This window comes from Streptomyces rapamycinicus NRRL 5491, assembly GCF_024298965.1.
Classification (GTDB): domain Bacteria; phylum Actinomycetota; class Actinomycetes; order Streptomycetales; family Streptomycetaceae; genus Streptomyces; species Streptomyces rapamycinicus.
This window is the reverse complement of the sequence record NZ_CP085193.1, coordinates 7,127,523-7,152,677: the sequence shown is the minus strand read 5'-3', so window position 1 is coordinate 7,152,677 and position 25,155 is coordinate 7,127,523. Positions and strand designations below refer to the sequence as shown.

Genomic DNA, 25,155 nt, shown 5'->3' with positions numbered 1-25,155 from the left:
TCTCGCGCGGCGCCCCGGCCCGTTCACCCCAGCCCGGTCACTACTTCTTGCGGCGGCGGCCCTTCTGCGCCTTGCGCCGCTCCGCCCGGGTCAGCCCGTCGGCCTCCGACCGCGGCGCCGGGGGCGTCTCACCGTTGGGGAAGTCACCCTCGACGACGCCGCCCTCTCCGTCCACCGTCGGGGCGGAGAAGTGCAGCCGGTCCGGCCGCTGCGGGGCCTCCAGGCCCTTGGCGCGGATCTCGGGGCGGGCCGAGGAGCCCGCGGACGGCGCGCCCGCCGGCACCGCGTCCTGCACGTCCTTCTCGAGGGCGACCTGCTCCTCCGCCGCCTCGACCGGGACCTCCTCGACCTGCTGCTCGACCTGGACCTCCAGGTTGAACAGATAGCCGACGGACTCCTCCTTGATGCCCTCCATCATGGCCTGGAACATGTCGAAGCCCTCGCGCTGGTACTCGACCAGCGGGTCCTTCTGGGCCATCGCGCGCAGCCCGATGCCCTCCTGGAGGTAGTCCATCTCGTAGAGGTGCTCGCGCCACTTGCGGTCCAGGACGGAGAGCACGACCCGGCGCTCCAGCTCACGCATGATCTCGGAGCCCAGCTGCTCCTCGCGCGCCTCGTACTGCTGGTGGATGTCGTCCTTGATGGACTCCTCGATGAACTCGGCGGTGATCCCGGCGCGGTCGCCGGCCTCCTCCTCCAGCTCCTCGATGGCCACGCTGACCGGGTAGAGCTGCTTGAAGGCGTTCCACAGCCGGTCCAGGTCCCACTCCTCGGCGAAGCCCTCGACCGTCTCCGCCCGCACATAGGCCTCGATGGTGTCGTTCATGAAGTGGCCGACCTGGTCCTGGAGGTTCTCGCCCTCCAGGACGCGGCGGCGCTCGCCGTAGATGACCTCGCGCTGGCGGTTGAGGACCTCGTCGTACTTCAGGACGTTCTTACGGGTCTCGAAGTTCTGCTGCTCGACCTGCGACTGGGCGGAGGCGATGGCCCGCGTGACCATCTTGTTCTCGATCGGGACGTCGTCCGGGACGTTCGCCATCGCCATCACGCGCTCGACCATCTGCGCCTTGAACAGCCGCATCAGGTCGTCGCCGAGGGAGAGGTAGAAGCGGGACTCGCCGGGGTCGCCCTGACGGCCGGAGCGGCCGCGCAGCTGGTTGTCGATCCGGCGCGACTCATGGCGCTCGGTGCCCAGCACATACAGCCCGCCGAGCTCCTTGACCTCCTCGAACTCGGCCTTGACCGCGGCCTCCGCCTTCTCCAGGGCGGTGGGCAGCGCGGCGGCCCACTCCTCGGAGTGCTCCACCGGGTCCAGACCGCGCTGGCGCAGCTCGGCCTCGGCGAGGTCGTCGGGGTTGCCGCCGAGCTTGATGTCGGTGCCGCGGCCCGCCATGTTGGTCGCGACGGTCACGGCGCCCTTACGGCCGGCCTGGGCGACGATCGTCGCCTCCCGGTCGTGCTGCTTGGCGTTGAGCACCTCATGCGGCACCCCGCGCTTGGCGAGCTGCTGGGAGAGGTACTCGGACTTCTCCACGGAGGTGGTGCCGACCAGGACCGGCTGGCCCTTGGTGTGCTTCTCGACGATGTCCTCGACCACCGCGTCGAACTTCGCGACCTCGGTGCGGTAGATCAGGTCGGACTGGTCGAGCCGGGCGAGGGGACGGTGGGTCGGGATCGGGACCACGCCGAGCTTGTAGATCTGGTGGAACTCGGCGGCCTCGGTCATCGCCGTACCGGTCATGCCGGAGAGCTTGTCGTAGAGGCGGAAGAAGTTCTGGAGGGTGATCGTGGCGAGCGTCTGGTTCTCGTCCTTGATCTCCACCCCTTCCTTCGCCTCGATGGCCTGGTGCATGCCCTCGTTGTAGCGGCGGCCCGCGAGGATACGGCCGGTGTGCTCGTCGACGATCATGACTTCGCCGTCCATGACGACGTAGTCCTTGTCGTTCTTGAAGAGCTCCTTGGCCTTGATCGCGTTGTTGAGGTAGCCGACCAGCGGGGTGTTGACCGACTCGTAGAGGTTGTCGATCCCCAGCCAGTCCTCGACCTTGGTGACCCCGGACTCATGGATGCCGACGGTGCGCTTCTTCTCGTCGACCTCGTAGTCCCCGGTCTCCTCCTGGCCCTTCTGCGGCTCGGCGGCCTGGCCCCGGCTGAGCCGGGTGACCAGCTTGGCGAAGTCGCCGTACCACTTGGTGGCCTGGTCGGCCGGGCCGGAGATGATCAGCGGCGTACGGGCCTCGTCCACCAGGATCGAGTCGACCTCGTCGACGATCGCGTAGTTGTGGCCGCGCTGGACCAGCTCGTCCTTCGCCCACGCCATGTTGTCGCGCAGGTAGTCGAAGCCGAATTCGTTGTTGGTGCCGTAGGTGATGTCGCACGCGTACTGCTCCCGGCGCTGCGCCGGGGTCATGTTGGCGAGGATGCAGCCGACCTCCAGGCCGAGGAACCGGTGCACCCGGCCCATCCACTCGGAGTCGCGCTCCGCCAGGTAGTCGTTGACCGTGATGAGGTGGACGCCCTTGCCCGACAGCGCGTTCAGATACGCCGGGAGGGTGCCGACCAGGGTCTTGCCCTCACCGGTCTTCATCTCGGCGACATACCCGAGATGCAGCGCCGCGCCGCCCATCAGCTGGACGTCGTAGTGACGCTGTCCGAGCACCCGCTTGGCCGCCTCGCGCACCGTGGCGAACGCTTCGGGCATCAGGTCGTCGAGGGTCTCACCGTCGTCGTACCGCTGCTTGTACTCGTCGGTGAGGGCGCGCAGCTCGGCGTCGGAGAGGGACAGGAAGTCCTCTTCGATGGAATTGACCTGGTCCGCGATGCGGTGCAGCTTGCGCAGGATCTTTCCTTCGCCTGCACGCATGAGCTTGTTGAGGACGGACACGTAGGCTGGCTCCTTGCCGGTCGGGCCTGGCACGGTCGGGGTGCGCTGGCGCGGCATTGTCAAGGGGCGCAGGCCCCGCCGCAACGGCCATCGTAAGACAGACCCCGGCACGCCGGGAGGTCCGTCACCACGAGGACCGGATGTCACCTCACCGTGTCAACGCCCGAGAGGCCCCGCAGGTGCCCTCCAATTCGCCGAAACCGCTCGCGCTGCGTGACGACGACGGCGCAGACTCGGGTCGCATGGAGCCTGTCACCCTCACCACCGAGCGCCTGGTCCTGCGCCCCTTCCGCCCCTCCGACACGGACGCGGTCTTCACCGCTTGCCAGGACCCGGACATCCAGCGATGGACCAGCGTGCCGTCCCCTTACGAACGCGCGCACGCGGAGGACTTCACCGGCCGGATCTGCCCCGAGAACTGGCGGGACGACGTGACCTACGACTTCGCGGTGGTCACCAAGAGTGACGGCGCCCTCGTCGGTGCCATGGGCCTGGTCCGGCTGGCCCATCTGCGCTCCCCCGAGCACCAGGCCGAGCTGGGCTACTGGACGGCGCGCGAGCGGCGGCGGCACGGCTACACGGGCGAGGCGGCGCGGGCCGTGATCGAGTGGGCGTTCACCCGGCTCGGGGTGGAGCGACTGGAGTGGCGCAGCGAGGCCGGGAACGAGGGCTCGCGGGCGGTCGCCCTCGGGGTGGGCTTCCGGATGGAGGGGACGGACCGCGCCCGGATCGTCCACCAGGGGACCCGGCGGGACGCCTGGCGGGGCGCGCTGCTGCCCTCCGACTGGGGGCTGCCGTCGACGACGCCGTATCTGCCCGCCAAGGCGTCCGTGGCGGCCAACGCGCCCCAGGAGGAGCGGGAGGCGCCCGGCCGGGCATCCGGCCGGGCATCCACGGCGCCGTCGGTCGTCTGAGGGCGGCGTCGGCGGGCGCATAGGGAGGCGTCGGCGGTCCGAGGGCGGCGTCGGCGGCGTTGTCAGTGGGTGCTACTACGGTGGCGCGCATGACGAACGCCGCCACCGGATCCGCCGTGGACCGCACGCCCGAGGCCACCCTCTCCGCCGACGAGGCGCGCCGGATCGCGCTGCGCGCCCAGGGGCTGCTGGGCGCCCCGGACCGGCGTGGCGGGGTGCGCGGCGTACTGCGCCACCTGGGCGCGGTGCAGCTGGACACGATCTCGGTGCTGGCCCGCTCCCATGAGCTGATTCCGTACGCACGGCTGGGCGCGGTCGGCCGTAAGAAGGTCGAGGCGGCGTACTGGACCGGCACCCACGCCTTTGAGTACTGGTCGCATGCCGCCTGCGTACTGCCCATCGAGGAGTGGCCGCACTTCGCCTTCCGGCGCCGCGCCTACCGCGTCCGTCCGCACTGGCACCACGAGCTGCCGGACGGGGTGTACGAGACGGTGGTGAAGCAGCTGCGCGCGGAGGGCCCGCTGACCGCGACGGAGCTGGGCGGGGCGAAGAACGGCGGACCGTGGTGGGACTGGTCGGCCGCGAAGATCGCGGTCGAGCGGGCGCTGATGTTCGGCGAGGTGGTGTGCGTCGAGCGGCGCGGCTGGAAGCGGGTGTACGACCTGGCGGAGCGCGCCGTGCCGGACGCCCTGCTCCATGACGACCTGGACGACCGGGAGTGTCTGCGCCGACTGGTCCGGCTGGCCGGGCAGTCCCTGGGCGTGGGCACGCGGGCGGACATCGCCGACTACCACCGGCTCAAGGGCGAGCAGGTGGCGGCGGTGATCGCGGACTCGGGGCTGGTGCCGGTGGCGGTCGAGGGCTGGGACAAACCGGCCTGGGCGGACCCCGAGGCGCTGGCCACCCCGCCGCGCGGGCGGCATCGCACCACCCTGCTGTCGCCCTTCGACTCGCTGATATGGGACCGGGCGCGCACCGAGCGGATCTTCGGCTTCAGCCATCGGCTGGAGGCCTATGTGCCCAGGCCCAAGCGGGTCTACGGCTACTTCGCCATGCCACTGCTGGCGGGTGGGCGGCTGCTGGGCCGGGTCGATCCGGCCCGGGAGGGGACGACCCTGGTGGCGCGGCAGGTGTCCCTGGAGTCGCCGAAGGCCGTGGCCCCCATGGCGCGGGCGCTGCGGGAGGCGGCCGAATGGGTGGGCTGTGACGCCGTACGGGTCGAGCGCGTGGACCGCCCGGAGCTGGCCGCACCGCTCACGGCGGCGGTCTCGGCGGCGGCCTGAACCGATCTCGGCTCCCCCGGGGCTTCGGCCCCGGGGCCCGAGGCCCGGTCTTCGGGCTCCGGGCTCCGGGCGGGCTCCGGGCGGGGCGAAACCCTCACCTGATCTCGAGGATCTTCTCCCGCATCGCGTACACCACGGCCTCCATCCTGGAGTGCAGCTGCAATTTCTCCAGGATGTTGCGCACGTGGTTCTTCACGGTGTTCTCGCTGATGAACAGCTCCTTGGCGATATCCCGGTTGTTCATTCCGGTCGCCACCAGCTTGAGCACCTCCAGCTCCCGGTCGGTGAGCCGGGGCGCGGGCACCAGCCGCCGCTCGTCGGTGCGCTGGATCATCGACTTGAACTCGGTCAGCAGCTTGGCCGCCATCGACGGGCTGATCTGCGACTGGCCGTCCGCCACCGCCCGGATCGCGGTCGAGACCTCGTCGGTCGAGATCTCCTTCAGCAGATAGCCCGTGGCCCCTGCCTTGATCGCGTCGTAGAGATCGGCTTCCTCATCGCTGATCGTCAGCATGATGATCTTGGCGCTGGGTGCCACCTCCTTGATGGCGGTGCAGGCCTCGATCCCCCCGCGCTTGGGCATCCGCACATCCATCAGGACGATGTCCGGCAGCAGATCCGCCGCCTTGTCCACGGCCTCGGCCCCGTCCCCCGCCTCGCCGACGACCTGGATGTCCTCCTCCTGGGCCAGGACGATCTCCAATCCACGCCGGAAGAGCGCGTGGTCGTCCACGACGAGGACCCGAATCGGCTCCTTGCGCGGTTCGCCGCGCGGCTCGCCCCCGTCCGGACCGACGCCATGGTCTTCGCCGGCGTCGGACACGGGCCCGAAGCTGTCCGCCATCGTTCCTCCCCCTGAAGGCCATGGCCCTTGCGGTCCGCGCCCTGGGTGCACTCGGTCTGGCGTCAACCGGTGCTCTAGGTACACCGGTTGGCCGCCGGGCCATGATTTCATGCCCGGACGGCGGAATGGTCCCGCCGTGGTCGCACGGAGGTGCCCCGGGGGGCGCGAACGCGCTCCGGGGCACCACTTACGTGTCAGGCTGGATTCGGCTGAATTTCTCGGTCAGCCACCGAGTGCGCCGCCGGCGCCGCCGGCTGCCTCTCCGACGAACGCTTCCGGCTGAAGATGAATCACCCCGTAGTCATAGCCATGCCGCCGGTAGACGACGCTGGGTCGATTGGTGTCGGAGTCGACGAACAGATAGAAGTCGTGCCCGACCAGCTCCATCTCGTAGAGAGCCTGGTCGAGCGACATGGGAGCCGCGGCGTGAGTCTTCTCCCGGACCACCAGGGGGCCCTCGCCCTGGACTTCCAGGGGGCCCATCCGGGTGGTGGGGACGGTCTCCGTCGTGCGCTGGGGGGCGATATCGCCATGCCCGTTGATGCGCGCCGCGTTGGGCACGGTGATGGCCACGTCGCTGGCCGGAATGCGACCGTTGCCACGGCGCGTATGGCGCTTGTCGTGCTGCTTGCGCATCCGTGCCTCCAGCTTGCTGGCCGCCAGGTCCAGCGCTGCGTACGGATCGGCCGCGGCGGCCTCCGCCCGGATCACCGGGCCGCGCGAGCGAAGCGTGATCTCCACTCGGTCGGCGCGGTCGGACTGCCGCGGGTTGTGCTCCTTGGACACCTCGACGTCGAGGCTGATCACCTTGCCGTCGAGCTTCTGGATCTTATCCAGCTTCAGCTTCTCGGCCACGTGCTTCCGGAACCGCTCGGGCACCTCAGTTTTACGGCCCTTGACGACGATGTCCACGCAGAACTCCGTTCCCGGGTAGCTCCGGTCAGTATCGGAGCGTCATCCCTTGTGCACTTGGCTCCGGCGTCTTCCGGAGCCACCGGCTTGGCGCTTTCAGCTCCTCCTTCCCACCGGGAGGATCTCAATCCCGTTTGTTCCAAGCCTCACCAGAATGCAGGCAAAACACGCCAAGCGGATGAGTGAGTCATAGCACCCGCCATTCCTCACAACCGAACATAGCTCGACCGGTCGGAAGTCGGCACCCCCTACCGGCCCGTACCTCCGATCAGGTGCTTTGCCGTGCTTACCACCTGCAACGACGCGGCTTCGTAATCAGTTCCGGTTGGCGGCCGTCAGAGATGCCGCGACCACGGCAGCGCCGATGACCAGCCCACCGGCCGCCGTCACCGCCCGCGCCGCCTCCGCGAGCGAGGTTCCTGTGGTCATCAGATCGTCCACCACCACTACCGGGCCCGCCACCAGCAGCCGTCCGCCGCCGGGGACCGCCCCCAGCGCACCGGTCACATTCGCCCGCCGCTGCCGCGCGTCCAGCCCCGACTGGTCGGTCACCCGGCGCCGCTGGCACAGCACGGCCGGGACCCTCGCCGGGCGCCCGTCGGCGCGCAGCACGCTCGCCGCGGCGAGCGCGATCCGCCGGGCCGGGTCATGCCCCCGGGCGCCCACCGAACGCCGGGCCGACGGCACCGGCACCAGCAGCAGCGGCGCTCCGCGAGGTCTCACCGGTCCGGCACCGGGTCTCGCACCCGGTCCGGCCTCCTGTCCCATGCTCGGTCCGGCACCGGGTCTCATGCCCGATCCGGCACCAGACCTCGTACCCGATCCGGTCCCTGGTCTCATCCCGGATCCAGTCCCCGGTCTCGCCCCGCATACCGCGCCCGATCCCACGGCCGCCCACCCTCGGGGCGTGCTCGCGGGCGGAGGCACGGCTGGGGCGGCCCCCGCACCGGGCCCGCCGCCAGGACAGGCCGCCCGCACGGCTCTCGCCAGCGCCTCGCCCAGCGGCCGCGCCAGCCGGAGCGCTCCCCGCTCCTTGTGCGCGAGCAGCACCGCCCGCGCCTCGTCCACGTAATCCACCGCCGCATGGACCACCGGCAGCCCCGGCGGCGCCGGGCTCGGCTCCACCCGGCGCGCCCCGGACCCGCGCAGCGCTCCACGACAACGGCCACACAGCGTGCCTCCCGGCCGACCGCATCCGGCGCAGTCGGCCGGGAGCACCAGATCAGAGATCTCCTGCCACCAGCCCCGCATGAACACCACTGTCCCGGTGGTCAGGCCACCGCGCCACCCCTTGTGGACAACCGCGCACATGTGGACAACCGGCCACCCCCGTTCGGTGTCCTGGCCCAAGAGCCGGGGCGGACCCGACGAGGGCGGACCTGGAGCTGACCGAGCGGACCTAGCCGGGGTAGACCGGAGCCGAGCCGTCCTGGTCCACGGTCTTCCAGTCGGTGTTCGGCAGCAGCCGCACGATGCCGTTCTCCCTGGTCTCGGCGATCAGCGGCCGGGTCTGGTCCTCCGAGGCCCCGATCGACTGCACCCCGTTCGGCCCCGGCACCTCCGGGACGTTCGACGGGGAGCCGTCCGTCTCCACGTATTGCAGCTGCTGCACCCCGTCCGACTCCCGGCCGGCGACCACCAGCCGGCTGTCTCCCGCCCAGGAGAAGGTGTCCACGTCCTCCAGCTTCGGCGCGACCGCCCGCAGCGCCCCCACCGACAGCTTCGGGGCGTCCGCGGTGCCCCGCCGCTCGATCCGGCCGAGCCGCAGCGTGGTGTGGCCGGACCGCTTGACCAGCATCGCGATCCTGGAGCCGTCCGCGGACACCCGCAGCGCCGTGATCCGGCCACCGTCCAGCTCGGGCAGCCGCACCTCGTCCGCCGGTCCGGTGCCGCCCCGCAGCCGCAGCAGCCTCGGCTGCCGCGGATCCCGGTCGGCCACCCACAGACCGCCCAGCCCGTCCCAGCTCGGCGCCGTCAGACCGTGCTCCACGCTGCCGCCCCGGCTGCGCACCCGCACCTTGCCACGGTCGGCGCCCGCCGCGAGCTCGGTCACATACAGCGCCGAGCCGTCGGAGGTGACCCCCGCCGCGTCCCGCTCGTCGCGGGAGACAGCCACCGAGCCCAGACCCGCGTCATCGGCGCCGAACGGCCCCGGCACCGGCTGTGGCCGGTCCTCGTCGTCGGAGAGCCGGACCATCCGGTGTTCGGAGTCCACGAAGTACTGGTGGCGCGGATGGCCCTCGACCCCGTCCGGGGCGTAGGCCCGCGCCGCGTCACTGGAGAGGGCACATAGCTCCGAGCCGTTCTGCCGCTCCAGCCGGACCCCGCTGACCTCGGACGATCCCTCGCCCAGATCCTGGACCGTGAACAGCGTCTGCGCCGCCATCCGGGCACAGCGGGCCGCGCTGATCTGCGCGGCCCGCCCGTTCAGCCGGATCTTCAGCGCGTTCGAGTCGTCCAGCGACAGCCGCTCGTCCCGGCGGCCGAGCGCCGCACCACGCGGGAAGGAGCTGCTGACCACCGGCTCCAGCCACCCCGTGGGACCGTCCAGCAGCGCCTTGACGGTCGCGGTCACCGGGTCGATACGGCGCCGCACATAGACCGGATCGGCCACCAGCACGTTGTCCCCGGCCTTCGAATCCTCGGCGTCCGGGCCGAGATCGGCGAAGTAGTACTTGTTGACCGAGCGGTAGATGCGCTGGAAGTCGGACTCGCCGAGGATCAGCCCCCGTGGCGGCCCGTCGATCCGCCACTCCGAACCGCTCAGCGTGAGATGGATGCGCTCCTCGTACGGCTGCTCATCGGGCTTGTACGCGTGGGTCTCGTCCACGACTGCGATCCGCTTGCCCGACAGCACGACCGTCTTACCGTTGCCGTCCCGGTCGCCCGGGTCCGTCTCCACCCGCACGTCGGGCACCTGGTCCAGCACGGTGGTGGCCGCGAAGGGCTGCCACCGCTTGACCGCGCTCTTGGTCAGGTACTCCTTCGCCGTGCCGAAGTTCTCCTCGTCGCTCGTCGTGGCCTCCAGGAAGCCGGAGACCAGCTCCGCGGGCTGCTCGCCCTTGCCCGGGCTCACCCCGTACACCCGCACCTGCGAGTCGACGTCGGAGCGCGGTGAGGAGTCCACCCGCCGCACATCGCCGCTGTCGGGCATCGAGGCGCAGCCGGACACCAGCAGGGCGCCACAGGCCAGCAGCACGGGCGCGCTCAGGCCCCGGCCGCCCGGGCGGCGCCCACGGCGGCGGAAACGGCGACGGTCGGCACGGTCAGCGCCCACGAGGGCGGCCCTCCCCTTCGTTCGATGGCGTCGGCCGGGCGGACGGCTCCTGGCCGCTCCGCGGCCCGTCGGACGGCGTCTCCGGGGTGCCACGCACCACCCGGGCCCCATTGCCCGGCAGGGCCGTCGGATCGGCGGACGGCGCCACGGCATCGGCGGGCAGCGCGGACCGCGGCTGCGCGGGCACCGCCGCCAGCCGCTCCGCCGCGGGCTGCGGGGTCACGGCATCACTCGGACGGCGGTTGCGCCGGGAGTCATCGGGCTCCAGCGGGACCGGCGAGCCGCGCAGCACATCGCCCGCGGTGCGCGGCAGCGTCAGCCGGAACTGCGAACCGCCGCCGGGCTCACCCCACGCCTGGAGCCAGCCGCCGTGCAGCCGCGCGTCCTCCACCGCGATCGACAGGCCCAGGCCGGTGCCGCCGGTGGTGCGCGCACGGGCCGGATCGGCCCGCCAGAAGCGGTTGAACACCCGCGTCGCCTCGCCGGGCTTGAGCCCGACGCCGTAGTCCCGCACCGCGACGGCCACCGCGCCGCCCGCCGTCGCGAGCCGTACCACCACATCGCGGCCCTCACCGTGCTCCACGGCGTTGACCACCAGATTGCGCAGCACCCGCTCGACGCGGCGGGGGTCCGCCTCGGCGATCACCGGCGCCTCGGCGCCCCGCACCAGGATCCGGGTGCCCTTGGCCTCGGCGAGCGGCTCGGCCCCGTCCACCACCCGGTGCACCACATCGCGCAGATCGATCGGCTCGGCCTCCAGCGCGGCCGCGCCCGCGTCGAACCGGCTGATCTCCAGCAGATCGCTGAGCAGCGACTCGAAGCGGTCGACCTGGCCCCACAGCAGCTCGGCCGAGCGCGCGGTGATCGGATCGAAGTCCTCACGCGCCTCGTAGATGACGTCCGCCGCCATCCTTACGGTCGTCAGCGGGGTGCGCAGCTCATGGGAGACATCGGAGACGAAGCGGCGCTGCATCCGGGAGAGCTCCTCCAGTTGCTGGATCTTGAGCTGGAGATTCTGCGCCATCTTGTTGAACGACTCGCCCAGGCGGGCGATGTCGTCCTCCCCGGTGACCTTCATCCGCTCCTGGAGCAGTCCGGCCGCCAGCCGCTCGGAGATCCCCGCCGCCATCCTTACGGGCGTCACGACCTGCCGGACCACCACCCAGGCGATGGCCCCGAGCAGCACCACCACGAACACCCCGGCCGTGGCCAGGGTGCCCTTGACCAGGCTCAGGGACTTCTCCTCCTGGGTGAACGGGAAGAGGTAGTACAGCTGGTAGGCGTCGCCGTTGTTGTCGTCCAGACGCTTGCCGATGATCAGCGCGGGCTCGGAGTCCCCGGAGCCCGCGTGCACGATCTTCCCGTAGCGCTCGTACGGCGCGGTCCGGCCCTCGTCCACACGACGGCGCAGATCGGCGGGCACACTGTCCGGCTGGACATCGCCGGAGGCCCGCGGCCCCCGGCTGGCCACATAGGGCGTCTCACCGGAGTCGGAACTGAGCGCCACCACCGAATAGGCGCCCTTGCCGCCGCTGGCGAGCTGCTCCACCAGCGCGTTCAGCCAGGCACCGGAGTCCTGGGCACCGGCACCGGCCCCGTCCTGGCCACGGTTGTCGCTCTTGCGGTCGGCCATCTGCTCGGCCACCTCGAAGCCGCCCACGGCCTGGCCCTGCGCCGCATGGCGCTTGGCGTCCAGCAGACCGTTGCGCACCTGGCCGATGACCACCAGGCCCAGCAGCAGCACCACACCGAGCGACATCAGCAGCGTGGTGGCCACCACGCGCAGCTGGATGTTCCGCCGCCACAGCCGGGCAGCGGGCAGCAGCGGACGGCGCACCCACCGGCCGAACAGCCGGACCACCGGGTGGGCCGGCCCTCCGGACGCCCCGTCGGGCAGCAGATGGCCGCCGCTCCACAACCTGCGCAGCAGCGGTATCTCACCCGCCGGGTCGGGCCGCCCGATCCGGGCACCCTCCGGAGCCCCGCCGCCCGGTCCACCGGGCTGCGGCGCCGTACCACCGGTCATCTCAGCTTGGCCCGGCCTTGTAGCCGACACCGCGCACGGTCACCACGATCTCCGGCCGCTCCGGGTCCTTCTCGACCTTCGACCGCAGTCGCTGCACATGTACATTCACCAGCCGGGTGTCGGCGGCATGCCGATAGCCCCACACCTGCTCGAGCAGCACCTCACGGGTGAACACCTGCCACGGCTTACGGGCCAGCGCCACCAGAAGATCGAACTCCAGCGGCGTCAGCGCTATCGACTGGCCGTCCCGCTTCACCGAGTGCCCCGCCACGTCGATCACCAGATCGCCGATGGCCAGCTGCTCCGGCGCCGGTTCCTCGGAACGCCTCAGCCGCGCCCGGATCCGGGCCACCAGTTCCTTCGGCTTGAACGGCTTGACGATGTAGTCATCCGCCCCGGACTCGAGCCCGACCACCACATCGACCGTGTCGGTCTTGGCCGTGAGCATGACGATCGGCACCCCGGACTCGGCCCGGATCAGCCGGCAGACCTCGATGCCGTCCCGTCCGGGCAGCATCAGATCGAGCAGCACAAGATCGGGCTTGGTCTCGCGGAAGGCGGCAAGAGCCTTGTCGCCGTCCGACACGAACGACGGTTCAAAGCCTTCGCCGCGCAGCACGATGCCGAGCATCTCTGCCAGTGCGGTGTCGTCGTCGACGACAAGGACGCGTCCCTTCATATCGACATCATCCCATTTTCGCATCCGGCCCATAGAGCAGGGTGACCTAGGCCACTTTCCATGGGCCGGTGTCGGCTGGTGTCGGTCATTGTCGGTGGGGTCCCGTCGCCGTTGATGTCAGCCGTGGATGTCAGGGCAGGCCCCGCCGCGCGGATCGGGCAGAGCCCCACCATTGTGGCTGACCAGCGTCTATCGCCGTAGTGGAAGGCCAAACGTATGACCGCAGCACCCCGGACACAATGTCCGGGGTGCTGTCCGTTCCGCTGCTCATGCTGGCTTCACGCCGAGAGAGCAGACAGATCACCTGTCCGCCCCGTGGGCGGATCGGTACCGTGAGCAACGCCCCTACTCGCCGGGAGGCAGCACGCAATGCGTGGTCTTGGAGATCACCTCAGCATCGGGGAACGGATCGCCTTCTACCGCAACCGTCGCGGCTACACCCAAGAGGTCCTGGCCGGGCTCGTAGGCCACAGCACAGACTGGCTGGCCAAGGTGGAGCGGGGCCGCCGGAAGCCGCCCCGCATCGACAAGCTCGCCGAGCTGGCGCGCGTCCTGCGGGTGCCGCTCGGAGATTTGATCGGGCAGCCCACGCTGCTGGAGGACGAAAAGCAGCAGGACGACGTCCCCGCCGTGCGCGATGCGCTCATGAGCCCGCGCCGCCTCTCTCGGCTGCTCTTCGGCCCGGAGGCCGAGGCACAGCTACCGGTGCCGGGACCGGTCGTACCGATCGTTGAGCAGCGCTGGAACGACTACCAGACCGGCCACCTGGGCAAGGTGGTGGCCGCGCTTCCCGCTCTCCTCCAGACCGCCCAGGAGTTGGAGGACCGGGCCGTGCGCTCGCCGGAGGAGCGGCGCGACTGCTGGGCCGTCTCGGCCCGCACCCACCATCTCGCCGCGACGACGCTCGCAAAGATCGGCGAATCCGATATCTCGTGGCTCGCCGCGGAGCGGGCCATGCGGGCTGCGGACGAGTCTGGTGATCCGCTCGTTCTGGCGTCGGCGGCCCGCTCGGGCACGCATGCGCTACTGGCCAACGGCCGATACGACGACGCCATGGAGCTGGGTGAGACCACGGCGGTATGGCTGTCGTCACGCATAGAAGAGGACGACCCGGCCGCGCTGAGTCTGCTTGGGATGATCCACCTGCGGGCAGCCATCGCGGCGGCCCGCCACCAGGACCGCGCGACCGCAGTGAACCTGCTGGGCCGGGCCGAGACACTGGCAAACCGGCTCGGCTCGGATGAGAACCACTGGCAGACCAGCTTCGGGCCGACGAACGTCGTGCTGCACAGGCTGTCGGCGGAACTCGACCTTGAGAACGTCTCGTACGTTGTGGAACACGGAGACATCGACGTGGACCACATGCCGCCGGAACGCGGCGTATCCCACCGCATCGACTTCGCTCGCGCGCTCACGCTGGCGGGCAAGGGGGACGATGCCTTCGCCGAGCTGCGGACCGCCGAAGGCACGTCGCCGCAGCTCGTGCGCAACAATCCTCGTGTGCGGGAGACGCTGCGAGACCTGATCAAACAGGCCCCGGTCACCGGGGGCGCTCGCTCGTCCGAGCTGTTTGCGATGGCCCAGCGATGCAAGGCGGTGCAGTGAGTACGAAGGCACGCGGAGTCCTCGGGGTCGTGGCCACGGGCGCCGGCGGTGTGGAGTCGCTGCGCACGGGCCTGGTCGAGCCCGCGATGGCGCGCGGCTGGCAGGTGGCCGTCACGCTGACGCCAACCGCGGGTGAGTGGCTGCGGACCATCGGCGAAGTCGAGCGGCTGGAGAAGGTGACAGGGCTCCCCGTACGGGACGTGCCCCGGTTGCCGGGTGAGGCTCGGCCGCACCCCCAAGTGGACTGTTACGTCGTTGCCCCAGCGAGCGCGAACACCGTCGCCAAGCTGGCGACCGGCGTCGCCGACAACCAGGCGCTCACGCAGGTCTGCGAGGCGATCGGCACCATCGACCTACCGGTCGTCGTCTTCCCCCGCGTCAACGCGGCGCACGCCCGGCATCCCGCGTGGCGGGGGCACCTCGCCGCCCTCCGCGAGGCAGACGTACGGCTTGTGTACGGACCGGAGGTCTGGCCGCTGTACGAGCCGCGCGAGGCACCGTCCGGCCGAGAGTTGCCCTGGACGGCAGTGCTCGACGCAGTGGACGAGACGGTCACCTGAGAACTCGTCAACCCGCCTGACCTGCAAAAAAATCGGACCCGGACAGTCTGTCCGGGTCCTTTTGCGTTGGCGCCCACATGCTCATTGGCATGTCAGGGAGCAACGAGCACCGCATCACTGAACTGGGCATGTCCGCCGCCGAATTCGCCTTGATCAAGGCGAGTCTGCGCACGGCGCGAGCGACAGCGGCGAACCTGCTGAGCCGCGCCAACACGCTCATTGAGCGGGCGGAGTCCCGTTGCCCTCGACAAGCCGCTCCAGGCGGTCCAGTCGGTCACCAAGCTGTCGGAGGGTCTCGTGAATCGTGCTGAGTTCCGACGCCAGCGCGGTGAACGCGGGGCTGCTGCCGGATTCGGTACCGAGAGGCACAGCAGGATCGCGGACGAACGTTCCGCGCCCCTGTTGGGTGATGACCAGCCCCTCGGACCGGAGCTGTCCGTAAGCACTCTGCACGGTCATGAGCTGGACACCGAGCTGCTTCGCGAGCCCACGGGCTGCGGGCAGCCGATCCCCCGGCCCGTAGACCTCGTTCGCGATGTCCTCGCGGAACTTCGCGGCGATCTCCTTGGCCGTCGGCTTGGGCGCGTCAGGGCTTAGCTCCATGTCACGAGCGTAGCCGTCCCAGGTCAATCCCTGGTTCGGCGAAGCGCCTTGACATCCAGATTGACCTAGGTCAATCTGTAATCGCAACGCCAACCACCCCGAAAGGGGCCGATGGCTTGTGTTTGACCTGCTCAACAACTCAACAGCGTGATCCACCACAGCGTGACGGCCGTGACCACACCGGCCGAGGTGAGTGGAGACCAGTCGGTCGAGACCGGGCCCGGCAACAACCGGAGCCCCACACCCCGTGCAGGGGGACACGCCACCGACTCAAAAGAACGGATCTGCCCAAGGGAACCAACGCCGCGCCAAGACCCCGAGTTGCGAACTCCTCGGGCGAGCGGGATGAGGCACAGATCCAGAGCCGCGTACGACGGGTACGTCGCCTCCCGGAAAAGGCGATCACACGCGATGGAAGAGACCGCGTACCGCGAACATGCAGCGGCCATCGGTCGCAGCTGTTGAGCACCAGTGCTCACAGTCCCCGACAACCACGCTCCGGCGCTGGTTGCCGGGTGGCTGTGGCCACTCGTGAGAGCGGTCAAAACAGAGGCGGCCCCCGGGTGGCACCCCGGGGACCGCGTACAGGCACCTGAAGCGGAGGAACCTGTGATCACCAGTCTGACAGAGGCAGAGCGGGAGGAACTGGCCCGCAGGAACGCTGAGCAGAACAAGCGCAGCGAGCGCGACGTTCAGGCGCGGGGCGGCCGGTGAGCGGCGAGCACGAGCGGGATGAACGTCCCCCGCTTCCTGTCCGTCATCCGCGGCCCCACCCCCACATGGATTGAGCATCCCCCACGGCTGTCCCTCAGCCACATACATAACGGCGTGCGGCCCGGTGCTGGAACACCGGGGCCGCTGCTTTAGGGCCGTTTTCCATCTGAGAGGAGCACGTCCCATGAAGTGCATCGTTGCTGGTCATGAGGCCGTTACCGCGAAGGATTTCGCGGAGTTGGCGTTCGGGATCGACTTGGAGCTGTTCACCGGTTCGGCCGCGGAGACTGACGAGGACCGCAGGGCGCGTCTGGACGTGGCCCGCGCGGTGCTCGCGGAGCTGCGCGAGTCGGCCCCGGAGGCCGCGGCGTACGCGGCGGCGCTGCTGCGCACCAGTCCGATGAAGGACAGGCGGCCGGCCGGGCAGCGCCCGCGCCGGTCGGTGCGGCGCCCCGCAGTGCGGACGGCGGTTGCGGCATGAGCGAGGGGCTGGCGTTTGACGACCTGGTCGTGCCGCTGCGCACGCTGCGTCTGCTGGCTGCGGACTTCGGGCACCTTCCGGCCCCGACCGTGAGCATTTCGCCCATCTACCCGGAGCGGTTGGAGTTGTCGCTCCACTCCGACCTTCCCGGTTTCGAGGCGTGGCGCGAGGCGCTTGGCATCGCGCCGGAGGACGTGAGCCACCGGGTACAGCGTGACGGCCGCACTCAGGTCCTGCGCACGGCCACCGCCTACGCGGGCGCTGAGCTGGAGCTGGTCGGCTACGGCGACATTCCCGCATCGGCGCAGGTTGAGGCGGCGGTCTGATGTCGCCGGCGTTCGGCAAGTGCTTCGACCCGGCCGGCGCCCGTTGGGGGATCCCGACGTATCCCTGGCGCTTCGCGCCGGATGACGGGTTGGCCACCAGGCGGCAGTTACGGGCCCGCGGCCTGCGCCCGGGCGGACAGCCGATCGCGGCGCAGGTGATGCGGGTCAACCGCCGCACGGGGGAGGTGCGGGTGGCCTACCTCTACCGCGTCGACCGGGCCAAGCCGGTCCGGCCGATGACCTCCCGCAAGTGGGGCGCGCTGGCGCTGGCGATGCTCGCCCGCCGCACCTGCCCCCGCTGCCGGCTGGACGTCGGTTACTGCATACCGCGCTCGCGCGGCATGTGCGGACTGTGCATCGCCACCGAGGAACAGGCCGCGGCCTAACCCCTCTTCGAGAACCAGGAGTTCCCAATGAGCGACACCCCGGAAAGGCCCCTGTCCAGGGGACAGAGGATCGTCTTGTGCGCCGCCGCGGTGCCCATGGTCGCCTTCGGCGGCATGGGCGGGGTCGGCACCTACAGCAACATCACATCCGTCTTCCACCGGTCGGCTACCGCGCTGGGCGTGGTCGCGGCTGGCGAGGGCGCGACGCTCGTCCTGGCGCTGGTCCTGGTGGGTTTGACCATGCTGGGGCAGTCGGCCCCGGCGGCCGTGCGGATCGGGTTGTGGACGCTGCCGGCGGTGGCCTCTCTGACCGGTGCCGCGGTCGCGAAGACCGTGACGGAGGCGGTGGTGTTCGCCGTCACCCCGATGGCCATGTGCGTCTCCGCGGAGGGCATGGGGCTGCTGGCCCGGCGGATCGTGGTCTACCGCACCGGTGTGGACGCCGAAGCGCAGCGCCGGAACGCGGCCGTGATGCAGCGGCTCGCCTACCACCGCGCCCGCGCCGCCAACCACCCCGACGAGAAGGCGCGCAACGGCTCGGAGTTGGAGTCGTGGAAGCTGGCGAAGAAGGTCGGTGCGGGTGATGCCCTGCTCGGGGCGAACCTGGTCGACGTCCAGCGCGGGCGGATGACGGACGGCGCGGACGCCGCGCTTGCGGGCATGTTCGGCCTGCCCGTCACGCCCGTCACGCCCTCTGCCCACGGCGTCACGCCCGCCCCGGCCCCGCACGCGGTCGAAGGCGCAGACGAGGAGGGCGTCACACCCCCCGTCACGGGCGTCACGCCCCCCGTGACGGATGGAGGCACGCAGGTCACGCCCGAATTGGAGACTGTGCCGTCGCAGCCCGTCACGCCCGTGACGCCCCCGGAGGAGCCCCCCGTGACGCTGGAGGAGATCGCGGCTGTTGCCGGTGTGCCTACTCCGGTCGTGGGGGAGCCGCTGAGCGATGAACAGCTCGTGGTCGTCCTGCGACACCTGCGCTACACCGACGACCCGCCGCTGTCCTACCGCCAGGCCGTGGCCGCCTTCCGCGAGGCCGGTTTCGTCGGCGGGGAGCAGCGGATTCGCCGGGCGTGGGGCTCGCTGATGTCCCACGAGGAATCCGGCGCTTGAGAAGCGTCCGGCACCACCAATGAGGGCCAGCCCACGGGAATTGGGCTGGCCCTCGTTGCGACTGCCGGAAGCAGTCGACCGCACCAGTGAAGCAGACCCGGTGAGCCCCGGCGAGCGGCAGTCTCGCAGACCCGGCGAGCAGACCCGGCGAGCTGATCTCGACATCCCACGCGGTCACGGCCCGCCAAGAGGCCGCGCGCCGCCCGATCAACCCGATGCGACAGGAGAAACCCGCAGTGACCGCCCAGACTCAGCAGACCGCCCGTCCGGCCGCTCAGCAGCAGGGCTCGCACCACTTCATCCTGACCCTGCAGAAGCCGCTTCGCCAACACCTTCACGCCCCGTCCCGGTGACACCCGGGCCGACCTCTACGAGGTGCTGCGCAAGGAGATCACACAGGCGCACCCGGAGCTGGCCAACGCCAACGTCATGTTCTTCGCGCTGGAGTCCAACGGGCTCTGAGCGGCGAGTACAGACCGATTCCCCCATCAGTCCTGATGACAGGAAGGACCCCGCGGTGATTGCTCGGCTGTTCTCCGGTCGTACCTCCGTCCGTGAGCTGAAGCGTCTGCGGCCCGATGAGCTGGCCGCTCAGGCGTATGACCACATCCAGAACGCGCAGATCGCCCACCAGAGCCACGACCCCGCCACGCTGACCGTCGAAACGCAGTTGGCGACCGCGCTGCTGGCTCTGGCGGACTACCTCAACGACTCGAAGTGACGCACCGGGCGGCCCCGGCCCGCTGTCCAGGCCCGACCGGGGCCGCCCTTGCTGCTCCTGGAAAGGAGTGTGACCAGTGTCCGACACCATCCTGACCGCCGACGAGACCGCGACCGATGACGAAGAGATCCCCGACGCACCTCCCGCACCCGACCACCCCCCGGCGGCCAAGCCGGATGGTCCGGGCGTGCGGCCGGTGCATACTCCAGGCGGCCTTCCTGCCGTTCCGCTGACGGTCATCGGCGCCAACAGCACCGTCGCCGCCGTATCCGCCTCCGTCCTCACCGCCGGAGCCCCGGTCACCGGCCTTGCCGCCGTCGGCATCGCCGCGACCGCGGCCGGTGCCGCGGCACTGCGCCGCCGGTCAACGGCCAAGCAGGACGCCAACCGGGCCAACAGGAAGACCGGCCACCGCGCCCGGCACGGCTCCAGCGCGGCCCATGCCGGTACTGGCCGAGCCGGAGGCAGCCCCCGAGGCCGAGGCAACGGCACCCATACGGCTCCGGGCAGTGCGGGCCGAAGTGGGGCCCGGTCGCTGCGCGCATCAGGTCAGGCGGCCAAGCTCCGGGCTGGCGAGGCTGGCCGGAACCCCAGGGGCGTCAAGGGCGCGTTCGGCGCGGTCAAGGCGGCCCGTGCGGAGCGTCAGGCGGCGGCCCCCACGCGCGGCGAGCGGCGCCGTCAGGACACCGCTGACCGGCGGAACCTGAGCGACGCCCGGCGAGCGGCGAAGGCCGCTCGGAAAGCCGATCAGCGGGCAGCAAGAGGCAAGGGTCCCTCCTCCAGCGGCCGCGTGCGGCCGGGAGACAAGCGGCTGAACTTGTCCAAGTCCCCGAAGCCCCCGAAGTCCGGGACGGCCGGCCGTCGCGACCGGCGCGCCCGGGGCAGGGGCATCAGGGGCCTGGTGGGTTCGGCTCGGGAGCGGATGCGGCAGGCCATGCGCCGGATGCGCTCCCACGTTCGCGCGGCCAAGGATGAGCGCACCGCGCGACGGTTGGCCGGGATGCGGGAGCTGCGGAAACGGGCGTGGGCCCGGTGGCGGTTGTGGCGGCGGCTGACCGCCTCCGCACTGCGCTGCTACGGCCGCAAGATCGTGGCCGCCGCGATCAGCGTGCCGTTCTTCGCCATCGGGATGATCACCCACCCGATCGGGGTCCGGCTGCGCTGGCGCTGGCTGATGTGGCCGGGCCAGCGCGTCTACGCCCGGCTGGCCGCCGCGGCGCGGCGGGCCCGGGAAGACCGCGACATCACCATCCGCGCCGAGCACAAGACCACGCTCGAAAACGCCGCCGCCGACGAGGACGAGGAACCGATCGGCTCCAGGGTCCGGCGCGCTCCCCGCAGCCATCACGCCTACGCAGGCACCAGCACAGGAGGTTCCACCATGTCCACCACCGCCGGGCCCGGCTTCCTGTTCAACGAGTCGGCATCCGAGATGGAAGCCGCGGCGAAGAACTACGACCCGGACGGGATGATGCACGTCCACGACACGATCAAGGGCTTCCCCGAAGCCCTTGAGTCCGTGGCGAAGACCTTCGCGATCCTCGCGCAGAAGGCGGATGAGGAATTCCCGCTGGAGCCGGAAGTCGGCACCTCCTTGGACGCGATCTACGAGGCGCTGCAACTGGCCATCGATGAGGCCGAGGACGCGTTCGACACCTTCCGCGTGGTCCACGAGCAGGACATCCGGCGCCACGAGGAGCCCCGCAACAACGCCGAAGAGGGCTGGGACACCACCAACAACCAGTAGCCCCCGCCACCACCCCGCACGGGCCCGCACACCGCTGGTGTGCGGGCCCGGTCCCTTTTTCCGTCTGGAGTCCCCAGGTGACAGAGAAGACGATGAGCCGAGAACGCCGTACCCCCAAGGAACTCGACCTCTCCAGCACCAAGAAGACCAAGACCCCGGGCGCCGGCAGCACGCTGCCGCCGCTGGACTGGGCCCGCAGCCACGGGCCGATCACCGGGGCCCTGTCGGCGACCACTGGCGCGGCGGCGGCTGCGCTGCTGGGCACCGCGACCGGGATGCCCGAGGGCTGGCCGCTGCTGATCGGCGCGGCCGGGGCCGTGGGGCACGGTATCGGCCACAGCGTCCGCCGCAAACTCACCCTCCGCACCGCCGTAGCCCGCGCCGCCTCATGGCTGGTGGCCGGAGGCTGGACCGCCTGGGCCATGGCGCATGGGCCGCTGTCGTGGGCGGCGGCCGGAACGCTGACCGCCCTCGGTGTGGGCATCGGGGCAGCCGCCTCCCACACCGCCGCCTGGGAAGAAGCCGCCGAAGAGGAGCGGTTCACCGCCCAGGCGCGGGCCGCCGCCGCTGAGATGGACGGCCGCCGCCGCACGATCGCCACCGAATGGCAGGACCGCATCCGCCGGGCCTGCATGGTGGACGTCAAGGTCGTCGCGGTGGAGTTCTGGGACACCGGCGCCGGATTCTCCGTCGAAGCCGAGCTGCCCGGCGGCGCGGCGACCTGGGACCGCATCAGCTCCCGCTCCCGCGCCCTCGCTGCCGACGCCCGCCTGCCGCTGGGCTGCACCGTCCATGTCGAGGAAGGCGCCGCACAAGGGCTGGTCGTCCTGGATGTGATGACCAAGAACATCATGCGGGAGGAGAAGCTCTACCCCGACGACTACAGCCCCCTGTCGATCCTCACCGGCATCCCCTGGTGCCTCCGTCCCAATGGGGAGGAGATCCGCGTCTTCCTTCGGGAGGCGTGCGCGCTGCTGCTCGGCCCGCCCGGATCGGGCAAGTCGACGTTCATGGACGTCATCCTCGCCGGATTCGTCCGCTGCACCGACGTCCTGATCTGGGTCATCGACCTCAAGCAGGGCGCGATCGGCATCCCCTGGGTCACCCCCTGGCTGGAAGCACAGGGCCTCATCGAGCCCGACGACCCGGACAACCCCGCTCCGGCCGGTACCCGGCCGGGGGTGGACTGGCTCGCGGCCACGCCCAAAGAAGCGATCCGGCTGCTCAAGGCCGCGCTGCGCATCAACAAGGCCCGTCAGCTGGGGTATCAGAAGCTGATGCGGCAGCAGGACACCACCCTGCTGCCCATCTCCCCCGAGCTGCCACAGATCGAAATCGTCATTGATGAGGGTGCCGAGGCCCTGGCGCACGCGAACAACCGGCGCGAGCCGGAGAAGCGGGAGCTGGCCGAACTCATCAAGGAAGTCATGCGCACCACCCGCGCGATGGGCATCCGCAAGGTCCTCACTGCCGTGGACGGCAACCTCAACACGATCGGCGACACCGTGGTCAAGCGGTTCTCCCCGCTGTCCCTCGCGCTGACCTCCGGCGAGAACTCCGGCCACAACGTCGGCAAGCTCTTCCCCAAGGCGCGCATCGACAGCAACCAGCTCAACGAGAAGGGCGCCGGCATCATCGGCGACAGCGGCGCCAACGGCTTCGCCCCCACCGAGTTCAAGGGCTGGAAATCCCTCCCGTCCATGGTGCGCCGCGTGGTACTCGCCACCAACGACCGCCGCCCCACCCTGGATCAGGTCTCGGTCGAGGCAGCAGGGGCGGACTACCGCGAGCGGTGGAGCCCGCAGCGAGCGGGCTGGCTCGCCACAGCAGCCGAGGCCGTCAGGAACGGCGAGACCGACGAGGACCAGGCTCCCGGCGCGGCCGGAACGGCGACCGCGGTCCTGGACAAGCCCGAACCGCCGGCGGCCGGTGACGACAGCGAGAGGCGTCACAGGTCACTGAACCTGTCCTACCAGCGCCAGGCCAAGGACGATCCGGATGAGCTCGCAGCCCGGTTCCTCGCCGAGATCGATCAGACCTACGGCACCACCGAGGAACCCGACCGCACCCGCCCCGCCGACCGCACGGACCGCGAGCGGCCCCGCGGCCTCAACCTCTCCTACAGCCGCACCGAACCCCCCGAGACCAGCAACACCACCGATGGCGACGAGCCCGACCGCGTTCCGCCGCTGCTCCAGCGCGCGCACGACGCCGTGAGGGCCGCGGGCGGGCGTATGCACACCGCCGACCTCGCCGAGCAACTCGGCCTCGGCGCCACCGAGCTGGGTACCGAGCTCGGCCGCATCCTGCGCGCGGTCGGTGTCGAACGGCCCGGCAAAGGCACCGTCCGGGTCGGCAAGAGCGAGCCGCGCACCGGCTACCTCGCCGAGACCCTCGCCGAAGCCATCCGCCGCTATCGCGACGCACGGTAACCGGCGCCCCTCTCACACGCAGACCCCCACGTCCCCCACAACGCCCCCCACAGGCTCTGTGGGGGGCCCACAGCCTGTGGGGGTCTGTGACCTGCGTGTGGGGGCTGTGGGGGTCCCACACGGCCACCCACGAATCCGCCCCTCGGACGGATTCAGGCGGTCTCGATTTCCTTCCTCGCTTCCCGTGGGACCCCCACACCCTCACAGCCTCGCTCGTCACGTTCAGTAAGGAGCTGCCGTGATCGTTTCCCTGTCCACCGTGCTCCTCCTCGGAGCCCTCCTGGCCCTCATGCTCCGCAACCGCCACCTCGGCCCCGGCGGCGCCACCATCGCCGCCCTCTTCGGCTTCTGCCTTGCCTCCACCGGCGCCGCCCCCACGATCAACGACGCCCTGCAGTCCCTCGCGGACTCCCTCAGCCACATCGGCTGACACACCCCGACCACCCGCACCAACCGGCCCCGGAGGCAGCTATGCAACCGCCTGACCCGCACCACACCATCCCCGGGCACATCGCCCCACACATACCCGCCGACGTCTACCAACGCGCACAAGCCAGCGGACAGCCGGTCGTCATCGTCGTCAACGACACCAACCCCACCGGCTTCCCGTGGCAGCGCGTCCTGATCCCGTTCGCCATCGCCGGGGCCGTCGTCGCCGGGGGCTGGGGACTGGCCGCCGCCCTGTGCTGGCTGATGGACGTCGCCACCCACACCGCAACCGCCATCGCCGGAGCCACCGCCGGACCCCTCGGCGTCGGCGGCATCACCCTCAAGCTCGCCCAGTCCAAGAAGTGAGGAACGCCAGCCGTATGGAAACTCCGCACCTCTCAGGAAGCCTCATCGTCCTGGTCGGCCCGCCTGGAGCGGGCAAGTCCACCTATGCCCGCCGTCACTTCCCGACCGGCCGTCTGTGCCTGGACGACTACCGCCAGATGGCGACCGACAATGCCGCCGACCAGTCCGCCACACCCACGGCGGCCCAGATCCAAAACCTCCTGCTGGAGGCTCGACTCGCACGCGGCCTGACCACCGTCGTGGACAGCACCAACGTGCTGCCCCACGTCCGCGCCGGACTCCTCGCCCACGCCCGCTACTACCAGCGCCCCGCCGTGGCCATCCTCTTCGAGCTGCCGCTGGCCATCTGCCAGGCACGCAACGCCGCCCGCACCCGCCAAGTCCCGCAGGACGTGGTGCGCGAGCTGCACCAGACGACCCCCACAGCGGAGCAGTTGGCCATCGAGGGATTCACCGACATCCGCACCGTCGACCTCGCGCAGACCCCGGCACACCTTGGAGGGCGAACCGCATGACCCGGCTGCGCATCCAGTTCTCAGCTTGCCGCCGGGCCCTGATCCTCACCGACACGCCCCGCCCCGACTGCCCCGACTGCGACGGAGACGGCGGCACCGCACACGACTACGGCGACTACGAGACCGGCGAATACGCGGGTACCGACTGGGAGCCCTGCACCTGTTGGGACCAAAGCCGTTGCTGGACCCTGCTGCCCCTCCCGCGCTGCCCCCGGTGGCTGCGCCGGCAGCGCCCCGACGCCGACCCGTGGGCCGAGCCCCCGTTCTAGACACGGCTGGGGCGGCCGTCTCTCGCCAAAGTCACGGCCGCCCCGGTCTCCCGATCCATCAACAGAACT

General features: G+C 70.7%; 23 protein-coding genes. 15 read left to right on the top strand and 8 right to left on the bottom strand.

The window, feature by feature from the left end:
• Positions 1–40: 40 nt before the first annotated feature.
• Positions 41–2,884, bottom strand: coding sequence for a preprotein translocase subunit SecA (gene secA / locus LIV37_RS30060; protein WP_020870851.1), 2,844 nt, complete (start codon positions 2,882–2,884; stop codon positions 41–43).
• A 242-nt stretch (positions 2,885–3,126) separates the two neighbouring features.
• Here secA and LIV37_RS30055 point away from each other — a divergent pair, with 242 nt between their 5' ends.
• The gene (locus LIV37_RS30055) at positions 3,127–3,798 is read left to right on the top strand and encodes a GNAT family N-acetyltransferase (protein WP_243146141.1); all 672 of its coding nucleotides are present in this window, start codon (positions 3,127–3,129) and stop codon (positions 3,796–3,798) included.
• 89 nt (positions 3,799–3,887) lie between these two features.
• Positions 3,888–5,081, top strand: a complete 1,194-nt coding sequence (locus LIV37_RS30050) for a winged helix-turn-helix domain-containing protein (protein ID WP_020870849.1) — start codon at positions 3,888–3,890, stop codon at positions 5,079–5,081.
• Positions 5,082–5,175: 94 nt separating this feature from the next.
• Here LIV37_RS30050 and LIV37_RS30045 read toward each other — a convergent pair whose 3' ends face one another.
• From LIV37_RS30045 to mtrA, 6 genes are all read right to left on the bottom strand, one after another.
• Positions 5,176–5,925, bottom strand: a complete 750-nt coding sequence (locus LIV37_RS30045; RefSeq protein ID WP_014061176.1) for a response regulator — start codon at positions 5,923–5,925, stop codon at positions 5,176–5,178.
• A 222-nt stretch (positions 5,926–6,147) separates the two neighbouring features.
• Entirely contained in the window at positions 6,148–6,837 is a 690-nt protein-coding gene (gene hpf, locus LIV37_RS30040) for a ribosome hibernation-promoting factor, HPF/YfiA family (protein ID WP_020870848.1), read from the bottom strand.
• 315 nt (positions 6,838–7,152) lie between these two features.
• Entirely contained in the window at positions 7,153–8,088 is a 936-nt protein-coding gene (locus LIV37_RS52665; RefSeq protein ID WP_185058087.1) for a ComF family protein, read from the bottom strand.
• A 148-nt stretch (positions 8,089–8,236) separates the two neighbouring features.
• Positions 8,237–10,114, bottom strand: a complete 1,878-nt coding sequence (locus LIV37_RS30030; protein ID WP_185058003.1) for an LpqB family beta-propeller domain-containing protein — start codon at positions 10,112–10,114, stop codon at positions 8,237–8,239.
• On the bottom strand, positions 10,104–12,140 hold the full coding sequence (mtrB, locus tag LIV37_RS30025; RefSeq protein ID WP_020870845.1) for an MtrAB system histidine kinase MtrB: 2,037 nt from the start codon (positions 12,138–12,140) through the stop codon (positions 10,104–10,106). Before mtrB ends, LIV37_RS30030 begins: the two co-directional genes overlap by 11 nt.
• 1 nt (position 12,141) lies before the next feature.
• Positions 12,142–12,819, bottom strand: a complete 678-nt coding sequence (gene mtrA, locus LIV37_RS30020) for a two-component system response regulator MtrA (RefSeq protein ID WP_020870844.1) — start codon at positions 12,817–12,819, stop codon at positions 12,142–12,144.
• A 369-nt stretch (positions 12,820–13,188) separates the two neighbouring features.
• Between mtrA and LIV37_RS30015 the strand changes: the two genes are divergently transcribed.
• Together LIV37_RS30015 and LIV37_RS30010 are read left to right on the top strand one after the other, a co-directional pair.
• Complete coding sequence (locus LIV37_RS30015; RefSeq protein ID WP_020870843.1) at positions 13,189–14,424, top strand: helix-turn-helix domain-containing protein; 1,236 nt, start codon at positions 13,189–13,191, stop codon at positions 14,422–14,424.
• Positions 14,421–14,984, top strand: coding sequence for a flavoprotein (locus tag LIV37_RS30010; RefSeq protein ID WP_243146142.1), 564 nt, complete (start codon positions 14,421–14,423; stop codon positions 14,982–14,984). Before LIV37_RS30015 ends, LIV37_RS30010 begins: the two co-directional genes overlap by 4 nt.
• A gap of 216 nt (positions 14,985–15,200) precedes the next feature.
• Here the strand turns inward: LIV37_RS30010 and LIV37_RS30005 are convergent, their stop codons facing one another.
• Positions 15,201–15,587 (bottom strand): GntR family transcriptional regulator, encoded by a 387-nt coding sequence (locus tag LIV37_RS30005; RefSeq protein ID WP_020870841.1) that lies wholly within the window; start codon positions 15,585–15,587, stop codon positions 15,201–15,203.
• Between the two features lie 898 nt (positions 15,588–16,485).
• Here LIV37_RS30005 and LIV37_RS30000 point away from each other — a divergent pair.
• From LIV37_RS30000 to LIV37_RS29950, 11 genes are all read left to right on the top strand, one after another.
• Positions 16,486–16,782, top strand: coding sequence for a hypothetical protein (locus tag LIV37_RS30000; RefSeq protein WP_020870840.1), 297 nt, complete (start codon positions 16,486–16,488; stop codon positions 16,780–16,782).
• On the top strand, positions 16,779–17,108 hold the full coding sequence (locus LIV37_RS29995; RefSeq protein WP_020870839.1) for a hypothetical protein: 330 nt from the start codon (positions 16,779–16,781) through the stop codon (positions 17,106–17,108). The genes LIV37_RS30000 and LIV37_RS29995 overlap by 4 nt, the downstream gene beginning before the upstream one ends.
• Positions 17,108–17,494 (top strand): RRQRL motif-containing zinc-binding protein, encoded by a 387-nt coding sequence (locus LIV37_RS29990; RefSeq protein ID WP_020870838.1) that lies wholly within the window; start codon positions 17,108–17,110, stop codon positions 17,492–17,494. The genes LIV37_RS29995 and LIV37_RS29990 overlap by 1 nt, the downstream gene beginning before the upstream one ends.
• Before the next feature lie 27 nt (positions 17,495–17,521).
• On the top strand, positions 17,522–18,607 hold the full coding sequence (locus LIV37_RS29985; protein ID WP_020870837.1) for a hypothetical protein: 1,086 nt from the start codon (positions 17,522–17,524) through the stop codon (positions 18,605–18,607).
• Positions 18,608–19,124: 517 nt separating this feature from the next.
• Positions 19,125–19,328, top strand: coding sequence for a hypothetical protein (locus LIV37_RS29980; protein WP_020870835.1), 204 nt, complete (start codon positions 19,125–19,127; stop codon positions 19,326–19,328).
• A 76-nt stretch (positions 19,329–19,404) separates the two neighbouring features.
• Positions 19,405–21,075 (top strand): hypothetical protein, encoded by a 1,671-nt coding sequence (locus tag LIV37_RS29975; protein ID WP_121824341.1) that lies wholly within the window; start codon positions 19,405–19,407, stop codon positions 21,073–21,075.
• A 77-nt stretch (positions 21,076–21,152) separates the two neighbouring features.
• On the top strand, positions 21,153–23,507 hold the full coding sequence (locus LIV37_RS29970) for a P-loop NTPase family protein (RefSeq protein ID WP_121824342.1): 2,355 nt from the start codon (positions 21,153–21,155) through the stop codon (positions 23,505–23,507).
• A gap of 238 nt (positions 23,508–23,745) precedes the next feature.
• A complete protein-coding gene (locus tag LIV37_RS29965; protein ID WP_020870834.1) occupies positions 23,746–23,937 on the top strand; it encodes a hypothetical protein in 192 nt (63 codons plus the stop codon).
• A 41-nt stretch (positions 23,938–23,978) separates the two neighbouring features.
• Positions 23,979–24,302, top strand: coding sequence for a hypothetical protein (locus LIV37_RS29960; RefSeq protein ID WP_020870833.1), 324 nt, complete (start codon positions 23,979–23,981; stop codon positions 24,300–24,302).
• Between the two features lie 14 nt (positions 24,303–24,316).
• On the top strand, positions 24,317–24,817 hold the full coding sequence (locus tag LIV37_RS29955) for an AAA family ATPase (RefSeq protein WP_020870832.1): 501 nt from the start codon (positions 24,317–24,319) through the stop codon (positions 24,815–24,817).
• Positions 24,814–25,086, top strand: a complete 273-nt coding sequence (locus LIV37_RS29950; RefSeq protein ID WP_020870831.1) for a hypothetical protein — start codon at positions 24,814–24,816, stop codon at positions 25,084–25,086. Before LIV37_RS29955 ends, LIV37_RS29950 begins: the two co-directional genes overlap by 4 nt.
• Positions 25,087–25,155: the final 69 nt, after the last annotated feature.